Below are 11885 nucleotides of genomic sequence, written 5' to 3' on the forward strand. Positions count from 1 at the left end.
CTATGCGTTACGTTGATGAATACCGCGCGCCAGAACAGGTGATGCAGCTTCTCGGACATCTGAAAACGCGCGCGGCGCTGGTGGACTACACGAACGAAAGGCCGCTGCGGATCATGGAGGTGTGCGGCGGGCACACGCACGCCATCTTCAAGTTTGGCCTCGACCAGCTGCTGCCGGAGAACATTGAGTTTATTCACGGCCCCGGCTGCCCGGTGTGCGTTTTGCCGATGGGGCGTATCGACAGCTGCATCGAAATTGCCGGCCAGCCCGACGTCATTTTCTGCACCTTTGGCGACGCGATGCGCGTGCCGGGGAAAAACGGCTCGCTGCTGCAGGCGAAGGCGCGCGGCGCGGACGTGCGGATCGTTTACTCACCGATGGATGCCCTGACGCTGGCAGAGGCTAACCCTGAGCGCAAGGTCGTCTTTTTCGGGCTGGGTTTTGAAACCACCATGCCCGCTACGGCCATCACGCTGCAGCAGGCGAAAGCGCGCAACGTCACTAACTTTTTCTTTTTCTGCCAGCATATTACGCTCATTCCCACGCTGCGCAGCCTGCTCGAAGAGCCAGACAACGGCATCGACGCGTTTCTGGCGCCGGGCCACGTCAGCATGGTGATTGGCACAGACGCCTACGGTTTTATCGCTGATCAGCACAATCGTCCGTTAGTGGTGGCTGGTTTCGAACCGCTTGATCTACTGCAAGGCGTAGCCATGCTGGTTGAGCAGAAAATAGCGTCCCTGAGCGCGGTCGAAAACCAGTACCGCCGCGTGGTGCCCGATGCGGGAAATGAACGGGCACAGCAGGCGATAGCCGACGTGTTTAGCGTTGAGGGCGACAGCGAGTGGCGCGGGCTGGGGCTGATTGCGGAATCCGGCGTGCGACTGACGCCTGCCTATCGCGAATTTGATGCCGAAGCGCACTTCCGCCCGCAGCCGCAGCAGGTGTGCGACGATCCCCGGTCCCGCTGCGGCGAGGTGCTTACCGGCAAATGCAAACCTCATCACTGCCCGCTATTTGGCAACACCTGTAACCCGCAAACCGCGTTTGGCGCGCTGATGGTCTCCTCTGAAGGGGCATGCGCCGCGTGGTATCAGTATCGCAACCAGGAGTGTGAAGCATGAACACGGTGGAAATGGCGCACGGAAGCGGTGGACAGGCGATGCAGCAGCTGATTAACCGGCTGTTCATGGAGGCCTTTAATAACCCCTGGCTCGCCGAGCAGGAGGATCAGGCGCGCATCGCGCTCTCAACCCTCACCGCACACGGCGACCGGCTGGCGTTCTCCACCGACAGCTACGTGATTGACCCGCTATTCTTCCCGGGCGGCGATATTGGCAAGCTCGCCGTCTGCGGTACGGCCAACGACGTGGCCGTCAGCGGCGCCATTCCGCGCTACCTCTCCTGCGGATTTATCCTCGAAGAAGGATTACCGATGGAGACGCTTGCGGCAGTGGTCAACAGCATGGCGCACACCGCCCGCGAGGCGGGGATCGCTATCGTCACCGGGGATACCAAAGTGGTCCAGCGCGGCGCGGCGGATAAGCTCTTCGTCAACACCGCCGGAATGGGGGCGATCCCCGCCGACGTTCACTGGGGCGCGCAGCAGCTTTCGGTGGGCGACGTGCTGATTGTCAGCGGAACGCTGGGCTGCCACGGGGCAACCATCCTGAACCTGCGCGAAGGCCTGGGGCTGGACGGCGAGCTTCGCAGCGACTGCGCGGTGCTCACCCCGCTTATCCAGACGCTGCGCGACATACCGGGCGTCAAAGCCCTGCGCGACGCCACCCGGGGCGGGGTGAATGCCGTTGTCCACGAGTTCGCCGCAAGCAGCGGGTGCGGGATTGAACTGAGCGAACGCGACCTGCCCGTTAAGCCTGCCGTCCGGGGGCTGTGTGAGCTTTTAGGGCTTGACCCGCTAAACTTTGCCAACGAGGGCAAGCTGACGATCGGCGTGGAACGTTCGGCCGCGGAAGCCGTACTTGAACAGCTGAGAGCGCATCCCTTAGGGAAAGACGCGGCCATCATTGGCGACGTGGTTGAGCGCAAAGGGGTGCGCCTGACCGGACTTTACGGCGTGAAGCGCACGCTGGATCTGCCGCACGCTGAGCCGTTACCCCGAATTTGCTAGAACCGCGCCATAAGCGGTCAGCAGTGAAGTCTCTTTTTTGCCAGTTTCTATTGGAAAGCAATAATGCCGTATACACCGATGAGCGATCTTGGACAGCAGGGCCTGTTTGACATCACGCGCACACTTTTACAACAGCCCGATCTCGGCGCGCTGAGCGATGCCCTGACGCGGCTGGTCAGGCAATCAGCGCTGGCGGACAGCGCGGCGATTGTGCTCTGGCATAGCGGAACGCACCGCGCGAGCTACTATTCCACGCGCGAGAATGGCAAAACGTTTGAATACGAAGACGAAACGTACCTCGCGCACGGCCCGGTGCGCCGCATTCTCTCCCGGCCTGAAGTGCTGCACTGCAATTTTGAAGAGTTTCGGATGGCATGGCCGCGGCTGGCAGAGAGCAATCTCTATCAGCCTTTCGGTCATTACGGCATGCTGCCGCTGGCGGCGGAGGGCCATATCTTTGGCGGCTGCGAGTTTATCCGCAATACCGACCAGCCCTGGAGCGAGTCGGAGTACGAGCGGTTGCATACCTTCACCCAGATTGTGGCCGTCGTCGCGGAGCAGATCCAAAGCCGCGTCACCAATAACGTGGATTACGACCTGCTGAGCCGCGAGCGCGATAACTTCCGCATTCTGGTCGCCATCACCAACGCCGTACTCTCAAGACTCGACATGGACGAGCTGGTCAGCGAAGTCGCCAAGGAGATCCACCACTATTTCAGGATCGACGCCATCAGCATCGCGCTACGCGGGAACCGCAAAGGCAAGCTAAACATCTACTCCACCCACTATCTTGATGAGGCCAACCCGGCACACGAGCAGAGCGAGGTGGACGAAGCGGGCACCCTTTCTGAGCGGGTATTTAAAAGCAAAGAGATCCTGCTGCTGAATCTTAGCGAGCAGGATCCGGTGGCGCCGTACGAGCGGATGCTGTTTAACACCTGGGGCAACAAAATTCAGACCCTGTGCCTGCTGCCGCTGATGTCCGGCAGCACCATGCTTGGGGTGCTCAAACTGGCGCAGTGCGATGAAGCCGTGTTTACCACCGCCAACCTGAAGCTGCTGCGCCAGATCGCCGAGCGTATTTCCATCGCGCTGGATAACGCCCTCGCCTATCAGGAGATCCACCGCCTGAAAGAGCGGCTGGTGGACGAAAACCTGGCGCTGACCGAACAGCTCAACAACGTGGACAGCGAGTTTGGCGAAATCATCGGGCGCAGCGATGCCATGTACAGCGTGCTTAAGCAGGTGGAGATGGTGGCCCAGAGCGACAGCACGGTGCTGATCCTCGGTGAAACCGGCACCGGTAAAGAGCTGATAGCCCGCGCCATTCATAACCTGAGCAACCGCAACAGCCGGCGGATGGTGAAGATGAACTGCGCGGCGATGCCCGCGGGTCTGCTGGAAAGTGACCTCTTCGGCCACGAGCGCGGCGCGTTTACCGGGGCCAGCAGCCAGCGGCTGGGCCGTTTCGAACTGGCGGATAAAAGCTCGCTGTTCCTCGACGAAGTGGGCGATATGCCGCTGGAGCTGCAGCCCAAGCTGCTGCGCGTTTTGCAGGAGCAGGAGTTTGAGCGCCTCGGCAGCAACAAGCTGATCCAGACCGACGTGCGGCTGATTGCCGCCACCAACCGCGACCTGAAAAAGATGGTCGCCGACCGCGAGTTTCGCAGCGATCTCTACTATCGCCTGAACGTCTTTCCGATCTGCCTGCCGCCGCTGCGCGAGCGTCCGGAAGATATCCCGCTGCTGGTTAAAGCCTTTACCGCCAAGATCGCGCGCCGGATGGGGCGAAACATCGACAGCATTCCCGCCGAGACGCTGCGCACCCTCTCGTCGATGGAGTGGCCCGGAAACGTGCGAGAGCTGGAAAACGTCATTGAACGCGCGGTGCTGCTGACGCGCGGGAACGTGCTGCAGCTATCTTTGCCTGAAGTCTCCCTTCAGGAAGCCCCCACGCTTTCGGCAGAAGTCGCGCAGGAAGGCGAAGATGAATATCAGCTGATATTGCGCGTGCTGAAAGAGACCAACGGCGTGGTAGCCGGACCGAAGGGCGCAGCTCAGCGGCTGGGGCTGAAACGCACTACCTTGCTCTCTCGCATGAAGCGTCTGGGAATCGATAAAGAGAGCCTGCTTTAACCCGTCATTCCGGCGCCGCTTATGGCGCCGCTTTTCGTCACCCTGCGCAATTATCCCTCATTGACACAATATATTTTCCTCTGTATAAAATTCCGCCTTAATAATGCGTTTCATTTGCATCAAAAATAATATTAATGAAGGGTAGCGTTTCATGAAGAAGGTCATCTGCGCGTTAGGCCTGGCGATTGCGTCGGTCAGTTCTGCTCTGGCAACCACATATCCTCTGACGATTGAAAACTGTGGCTATAAAGAGACATTCACTAAAGCGCCGGAACGCGTCGTGGCCCTCGGTCAGAACACCGTGGAAATTTTGCTCCTGCTGGGGCTGGAAGATAAGGTCAAAGCCAGCGCCTTCTGGCCGACCAAAGTGCTGCCGCAACTGGCTGAGCAGAATGCAAAAATCAAAACCCTGACCGTCGAAATTCCGACTCTTGAATCCATCCTTGCGCAAAACCCCGATTTTGTTCCTGCACAGCTGCCGCTGCTGCTTGGGCCGGAAAGTAAGGTCGCAAAACGTGAAGATCTGGCTACCGTCGGCGTGAACAGCTATTTATCTCCAGGCATGTGCGCCACCAAAAAAGCGGCAGGCGATATGTACGGCAGCCGCCAGACGCTGTGGGATATGACGTACCTTTATAAAGAGATTGAAGATTTCGCGAAGATTTTCAACGTTGAAGCGCGCGGCCAGGCCGTTATCGCTGATTTCAAAAAACGTGAGGCCGACCTGCGTCAGGAATTTGGTAAAAACAAAAAAGATCTCTCGTTTGTTTTCTGGTTCTCAAGCGCCTCGCCTTCGGCAGATGCCTATGTCGGCGGGAAAAACAGCGCCTCCGGTTTTATTGCTAACGTGCTGGGTGGCCATAACGCCATTACCGCTGAGACCGAATGGCCGACCGTCGGCTGGGAAAGTATTATTGCCGCGAACCCTGATGTGATTGTCGTCTCCAGTCTGGACCGCAACCGCTGGGCGCTGGATAACGCGGATGAGAAAATCAAATTCCTGAAAAGCGATCCTGCCGTGAGCCAGCTTGATGCCGTCAAAAAAGGCCATATCGTGGTGATGGACGGTCAGGCGATGAACCCAACGATTCGTACAATTTACGGTGCTGAACAGGTGGGTGAACAGCTCAGAAAACTGGGGCTGAACTGATGACGGTAGCCGTACTTCAGGCCCGCCAGGGCCTGATCCTGACCACTTCCGCTCTGCTTGCCGTTGTCCTGCTGTTTTTAGTGATTGCTCTTGGTGTCAGCGTTGGCGAGCTGTCGATTCCGCTGTCCAACGTCTTTTACGCTATTGGTAATAAGCTGGGGCTGACCGACGTTCCGCTCAACCGCATCTATGAGAGCGTGATCTGGGACTTTCGCCTGAGCCGCGCGCTGGTGGCGGCCTGCTGCGGGGCCGGTTTAGCCATCTGCGGTGCCGTGCTGCAAAGCCTGCTGAAGAACGCGCTGGCGGAACCTTACGTGCTCGGCGTGTCGGCGGGTGCCTCAACCGGGGCGGTGTCGGTCGTCGTCCTGGGCATCGGCACCGGCGCGGTATCGCTCTCTGCGGGCGCGTTTGCCGGGGCGTTCGCCGCCTTTGCGTTTGTCGCCTTTCTGACGAACGGCGCGCGCGGCGGCAATGAACGCACCATTCTGGCAGGCGTTGCTGCATCTCAGCTTTTCAACGCCATTACCGCCTACACCATCAGCACCTCCGCCAGCGCGCAGCAGGCGCGCGACGTGATGTTCTGGCTGCTGGGCAGCTTTAGCGGCGTGCGTTGGCCGGAATTCCAGCTGGCGCTGGTTGTCGTGCTGGCGGGCCTTGCCGTCTGCCTCTACTATTCCCGGGCGCTGGACGCCTTTACCTTTGGTGATGACGCGGCTGCCTCCTTAGGCATTGCCGTGCCCTGGGTGCGTCTTGCCCTGTTTACCACCACGGCCCTGATCACCGCAACCATCGTCAGCATGGCGGGCTCAATCGGCTTTGTAGGGCTGGTGGTGCCGCACGTCATGCGCTTCCTGTTCGGGCCGCTGCACCGCACGCTGCTGATTGCCAGCGCGCTGGCGGGGGCGATCCTGATGGTGCTGGCCGATATCGCCTCGCGCATGCTGATTGCCCCGCAAAGCCTGCCCGTCGGCGTGGTCACCGCGCTGGTGGGCGTACCTTTCTTTGCCGTGATTATCTACCGCTCAAGGAATAAGTGATGAGTATCTGCGCTGAAGATATTACCTGGAAGGTAGGCAAAAAAGTTATCGTCAATGGTGTCTCGCTGAAGGTTTCACGCGGCGAAACGGTGGGTTTGCTTGGTCCTAACGGCTGCGGCAAATCGTCCCTTTTGCGTATCCTGGCAGGCCTGCGTCGCCCGGATGCGGGCAGCGTGACCCTGGACGGGCAGGACATTTCCCGCATCGCCAAAAAGCAGCTCGCCCGCCGGGTGGCGTTCGTTGAGCAGCACGGGATGACCGACGCCAATATGCGCGTGCGCGACGTGGTCAAACTTGGACGTATTCCGCACCACTCCCCTTTTTCTAACTGGAGCGCGCAGGATGACGACACCGTCACCGCGGCTCTGCAGCGTGTCGATATGCTGGACCGCAGCGAGCAGGGTTGGCTGAGCCTGTCCGGCGGCGAGCGTCAGCGGGTGCATATTGCCCGCGCGCTGGCGCAAACGCCAACCGAAATCCTGCTGGATGAACCGACCAACCACCTGGATATCCATCATCAGATGCAGCTGATGCAGTTGATCAGCCAATTACCCGTTACCAGTATCGTCGCCATCCACGATCTCAACCACGCTTCAATGTTCTGCGACTCGCTGATTGTGATGCAGAAGGGGCAAATTGTGGCGACCGGAACGCCGCAGGACATCTTATCCGAGTCGTTGCTCTGGGATGTCTTCCGGGTCAAAACCAAAATTGAGATCTCGCCGTTTCATGGCAAAAAGCACATTCACTTTATCGTTTAGGGACGACTGATCGACAATGACCCTTCGCCCCGCCACCACGCTCTGGCCGCCCGTTTTACTGGGTAGCCAGTTTGTTTTTAACATTGGGTTTTACGCCGTCGTTCCCTTCCTGGCGATATTTCTGCGTGACGACATGCTGCTCTCCGGCGGGCTCATCGGGCTGATCCTGGGCCTGCGCACGTTCTCGCAGCAGGGGATGTTTATCGTTGGCGGTGCGCTCTCGGACCGGTTTGGCGCGAAGGTCATCATCCTCAGCGGCTGTATAGTTCGTGTTTCAGGCTATCTGCTGCTGGCCTTCGGGGGATCGCTGTGGCCGATTATTCTGGGCGCGTGTCTGACGGGCGTCGGCGGCGCGCTATTTTCTCCCTCAATTGAGGCTCTGCTGGCGAAAGCGGGTACCCACAGCGAGGCGAAAGGGAAACGAAGCCGGGCGGAGTGGTTTGCGCTCTTTGCCGTCTGCGGGGAACTCGGCGCGGTACTGGGCCCGGTTGCTGGCGCTCTGCTAACGGGGCTTGGCTTCCGCCAGGTGGCGCTGGCGGGGGCAGGCGTCTTTATCATTGCGCTAGTGGTGCTTTACTTCTGTCTGCCTGCTGCCGGGCAACGTTCACAGAAGATAAAAATAGTGCCCTGGTGGACAACGTTCCGCCAGCCGCGCTTTGTCGCCTTTATCATTGCCTACAGCTCCTGGCTGTTAAGCTATAACCAGCTCTATCTGGCGCTGCCGGTGGAGATCCAGCGCTCCGGCGGTAACGAGAAAGATCTCGGCCCGCTTTTTATGCTGGCCTCCGTTCTGATCATTACCTTACAGCTGCCGCTGGCGCGTTTCGCCCGACGCGTGGGCGCGGTGAACATTCTTCCGGTGGGCTTTTTGCTGCTTTCCGCCGCCTTTGCGAGCGTGGCAATGTTTGCGGCAACAGAACCGCCTGAGGGCTGGCTGCGGCTTCTGCCCTCGGTCTCGTTTGTCACGCTGCTGACGCTGGGGCAGATGCTGCTGGTGCCGTCGGCAAAAGATCTCATTCCGCGGTTCGCCGATGAATCCACGCTGGGCGCGCACTATGGCGCACTCTCCACCGCCGGAGGCATTGCGGTACTGGCTGGAAACTTGTTATTTGGCAGCCTGCTGGATCGCGCGCTGGTGCCTTCAACGCAGGCGATTTACCCGTGGCTGCTGCTGGCGCTCTTTCCACTCTGCAGCGCGCTGGCCCTGAACGTGATTTGCCGCCCGCTACGAAGCTGATCGGTTCACTTTTTCGGGCGATACTTCTCCGGCAGTTCCGGCACCGGACGACGGTCATCCATCAGATGGAGGACGGTCAGAATGGGGTGACGCCATAACATACGCGGGCCTGCCCAGCGCATAATCTGCTTCATCTCTTCACGTCTGGCAGGCTGGTAGCAGTGCACCGGGCATTGTTTACAGGCGGGCTTTTCTTCACCAAAAACGCACTTATCCAGGCGCTTATCAGCATACGCGTTGAGCGCCTGATAATGCCCCGCTTCCTGAGAAGCCTGTGGACACTGCTTTGCGTACAACGCGATCATTTTCGCGATGGTCTCTTTTTCACGTGATATGCGTTTACCGGTCATAGCGACTTACCAAATAATAAGATGCATCAATAATACACTTTAAAACTGTGGATTTCAGGTGTTGCATTCCGTTTTCTGAAGCCTGATTCCACTATTAACCCTGCACCCCCTGAAAATCACTGGTATTTTATACAGGCATCAGGAATGACCGTTGTCCGTATAGTCTGGAGACCCTATGAAAGAGATCGCGATCGGCAAACCCTACCGCCATTTAAAAGTGGGATATTTCAGAAAACGTCACGAGGATCGAAAAACGAAGATACCAAAGCGATACAGCGTGCATGCGGCGCTGAGCTTAAAAGGAGACTGGCTTGAAAAGGCGGGCTTTACCACCAACTCCCAGGTCAGGGTGGGCGTCGAGCATGGAAAAATCGTCATTGAGTTAATGTCTGAAGGCGCCTCGTAAAGCCGCCACATTTTTCTGCGCCGTACCTTTTTTTCATGCGACAATAGAACGAACAAACGGCCACTGAGCCGCTCAAAACGGTTTATTTTCAAAGAAATGGACATCATAACTCCATGAGCACAATCGACAATTTCGACGCACATACGCCGATGATGCAGCAGTACCTGAAGCTGAAGGCACAGCATCCGGAAATCCTGCTGTTTTACCGCATGGGCGATTTTTACGAGCTGTTTTATGACGATGCTAAACGTGCGTCGCAGTTGCTCGACATCTCGCTAACCAAACGTGGCGCATCCGCAGGCGAGCCCATCCCGATGGCCGGTATCCCGCACCACGCGGTTGAAAACTACTTGGCCAAGCTGGTGAATCAGGGTGAGTCCGTTGCCATCTGCGAACAAATCGGCGATCCGGCAACCTCGAAAGGCCCGGTTGAGCGCAAAGTCGTGCGCATCGTCACGCCAGGCACCATCAGTGATGAAGCCCTGCTTCAGGAGCGCCAGGATAACCTGCTGGCGGCGCTGTGGCAGGACGGCAAAGGGTTTGGCTACGCCACGCTGGACATCAGCTCCGGGCGTTTTCGCCTGAGTGAGCCGGCTGACCGCGAAACGATGGCTGCCGAACTGCAGCGCACCAACCCGGCAGAATTGCTCTACGCCGAAGACTTCGCCGAAATGGCGCTGATTGAAGGCCGTCGCGGATTGCGCCGTCGCCCGCTGTGGGAATTTGAAATTGATACCGCGCGCCAGCAGCTGAACCTGCAGTTCGGTACCCGCGATCTGATTGGCTTTGGCGTGGAAAATGCTCCACGCGGGCTGTGTGCCGCAGGTTGCCTGCTGCAGTACGTGAAAGACACCCAGCGCACCGCCCTGCCGCATATCCGCTCTATCACCATGGAGCGCCAGCAGGACAGCATCATCATGGATGCCGCCACGCGCCGTAACCTGGAGATCACCCAGAACCTGGCAGGTGGCGTTGAAAACACGCTCGCGTCGGTGCTCGACAGCACGGTGACGCCAATGGGCAGTCGCATGCTGAAGCGCTGGCTGCATATGCCGATTCGCGATACCGATACGCTGGTTTGCCGCCAGCAGACGATTGCTGCGTTGCAGGATCGCTATACCGAGCTGCAGCCGGTCCTGCGCCAGGTGGGCGATCTGGAGCGTATCCTGGCCCGTCTGGCATTGCGCACCGCGCGACCACGCGACCTCGCGCGGATGCGACATGCTTTCCAGCAGCTGCCGGAACTGCGTGCGCAGCTGAGTGACGTTGACAGCGCGCCGGTACAGAAACTCCGTGAAACGATGGGCGAATTCACTGAACTTCGCGAACTGCTGGAGCGCGCCATTATCGATGCGCCTCCGGTTCTGGTGCGCGACGGCGGCGTGATTGCCCCAGGCTACAACGAGGAGCTGGACGAATGGCGCGCGCTGGCTGACGGTGCGACGGACTACCTGGATAAGCTGGAAATCCGCGAGCGCGAGCGTCTTGGGCTCGATACGCTGAAAGTGGGGTATAACGCGGTACACGGTTACTACATTCAGATCAGCCGTGGGCAGAGCCATCTGGCGCCGATTCACTACGTACGTCGTCAGACCTTGAAAAACGCCGAGCGTTACATCATTCCCGAGCTGAAAGAGTACGAGGACAAAGTACTCACCTCGAAAGGTAAAGCCCTGGCGCTGGAAAAACAGCTGTATGACGAGCTATTCGACATGCTGATGCCGCACCTTGCTGACCTGCAGCTCAGCGCCAGCGCGCTGGCGGAGCTGGACGTGCTGGTGAACCTGGCAGAACGGGCTGAAACGCTGAACTATACCTGCCCGACCTTTACCGACAAGCCCGGCATTCGCATTACGGAAGGCCGTCACCCGGTCGTTGAGCAGGTGCTGAACGAACCGTTCATCGCCAACCCGCTGAGCCTCTCGCCGCAGAGAAGAATGCTGATCATTACCGGCCCGAACATGGGCGGTAAGAGTACCTACATGCGCCAGACGGCGCTGATTGCTTTGCTCGCGTATATCGGCAGCTACGTCCCGGCGCAAAAAGTGGAGATTGGCCCCATCGATCGTATCTTCACCCGCGTTGGGGCAGCGGACGATCTGGCGAGCGGTCGCTCAACCTTCATGGTCGAGATGACCGAAACGGCTAATATTCTGCATAACGCGACGGAGCACAGCCTGGTGCTGATGGATGAGGTGGGACGCGGAACCTCAACCTATGACGGCCTGTCTCTGGCCTGGGCCTGTGCTGAAAGCCTCGCGAATAAAATCAAGGCCATGACGCTGTTCGCCACCCACTACTTCGAGCTGACGCAGCTGCCGGAGAAAATGGAAGGCGTGGCTAACGTTCATCTTGATGCGCTGGAGCACGGCGACACCATCGCCTTTATGCACACGGTGCAGGATGGCGCGGCGAGCAAGAGCTATGGCCTGGCCGTTGCGGCGCTGGCAGGTGTACCAAAAGAGGTGATCAAGCGCGCTCGCCAGAAGCTGCGTGAGCTGGAAAGCCTCTCGCCGAATGCGGCGGCGACGCAGATTGATGGCACCCAGATGTCGCTGTTGGCGCCAGCTGAAGAAACGTCGCCTGCGGTGGAAGCGCTGGAGAACCTCGACCCGGATTCACTGACGCCGCGTCAGGCGCTGGAGTGGATTTACCGGTTGAAGAGTCTGGTTTAGTT

At 58.8% G+C, this 11885-nt stretch carries 10 protein-coding genes; 9 read left to right on the forward strand and 1 reads right to left on the reverse strand.

The genetic code is table 11. The features are described from left to right. Nucleotides 1-2: 2 nt before the first annotated feature. From hypD to DG357_RS18040, 7 genes are all read left to right on the forward strand, one after another. Nucleotides 3-1124: a hydrogenase formation protein HypD gene (hypD, locus tag DG357_RS18010; protein ID WP_088204197.1), complete on the forward strand. Its 1122-nt coding sequence runs from the start codon at nt 3-5 to the stop codon at nt 1122-1124. After that, entirely contained in the window at nt 1121-2131 is a 1011-nt protein-coding gene (gene hypE / locus DG357_RS18015) for a hydrogenase expression/formation protein HypE (RefSeq protein ID WP_088204198.1), read from the forward strand. Before hypD ends, hypE begins: the two co-directional genes overlap by 4 nt. Nucleotides 2132-2194: 63 nt before the next feature. After that, the gene (gene flhA, locus DG357_RS18020; protein ID WP_088204199.1) at nt 2195-4267 is read left to right on the forward strand and encodes a formate hydrogenlyase transcriptional activator FlhA; all 2073 of its coding nucleotides are present in this window, start codon (nt 2195-2197) and stop codon (nt 4265-4267) included. A 151-nt stretch (nt 4268-4418) separates the two neighbouring features. Continuing rightward, nucleotides 4419-5417 (forward strand): siderophore ABC transporter substrate-binding protein EitA, encoded by a 999-nt coding sequence (eitA, locus tag DG357_RS18025; protein WP_028014223.1) that lies wholly within the window; start codon nt 4419-4421, stop codon nt 5415-5417. Further along, complete coding sequence (locus DG357_RS18030; RefSeq protein WP_061097255.1) at nt 5417-6454, forward strand: FecCD family ABC transporter permease; 1038 nt, start codon at nt 5417-5419, stop codon at nt 6452-6454. Before eitA ends, DG357_RS18030 begins: the two co-directional genes overlap by 1 nt. Next, nucleotides 6454-7215: a siderophore ABC transporter ATP-binding protein EitC gene (eitC, locus tag DG357_RS18035; protein ID WP_063437554.1), complete on the forward strand. Its 762-nt coding sequence runs from the start codon at nt 6454-6456 to the stop codon at nt 7213-7215. The genes DG357_RS18030 and eitC overlap by 1 nt, the downstream gene beginning before the upstream one ends. Nucleotides 7216-7231: 16 nt before the next feature. Then, entirely contained in the window at nt 7232-8452 is a 1221-nt protein-coding gene (locus tag DG357_RS18040; protein ID WP_088204200.1) for an MDR family MFS transporter, read from the forward strand. A gap of 5 nt (nt 8453-8457) precedes the next feature. Here DG357_RS18040 and DG357_RS18045 read toward each other — a convergent pair whose 3' ends face one another. Next, nucleotides 8458-8802 carry a nitrous oxide-stimulated promoter family protein gene (locus DG357_RS18045; protein ID WP_028014227.1) on the reverse strand — a complete coding sequence of 115 codons (345 nt, stop codon included), beginning with the start codon at nt 8800-8802 and terminating at the stop codon, nt 8458-8460. A 175-nt stretch (nt 8803-8977) separates the two neighbouring features. Between DG357_RS18045 and DG357_RS18050 the strand changes: the two genes are divergently transcribed. Beyond that, nucleotides 8978-9208 carry a SymE family type I addiction module toxin gene (locus DG357_RS18050; RefSeq protein ID WP_041908449.1) on the forward strand — a complete coding sequence of 77 codons (231 nt, stop codon included), beginning with the start codon at nt 8978-8980 and terminating at the stop codon, nt 9206-9208. Nucleotides 9209-9321: 113 nt separating this feature from the next. Continuing rightward, the gene (gene mutS / locus DG357_RS18055) at nt 9322-11883 is read left to right on the forward strand and encodes a DNA mismatch repair protein MutS (RefSeq protein WP_045261242.1); all 2562 of its coding nucleotides are present in this window, start codon (nt 9322-9324) and stop codon (nt 11881-11883) included. Nucleotides 11884-11885 lie beyond the last annotated feature (2 nt).

It is taken from the genome of Enterobacter bugandensis (assembly GCF_900324475.1).
Taxonomy (GTDB): domain Bacteria; phylum Pseudomonadota; class Gammaproteobacteria; order Enterobacterales; family Enterobacteriaceae; genus Enterobacter; species Enterobacter bugandensis.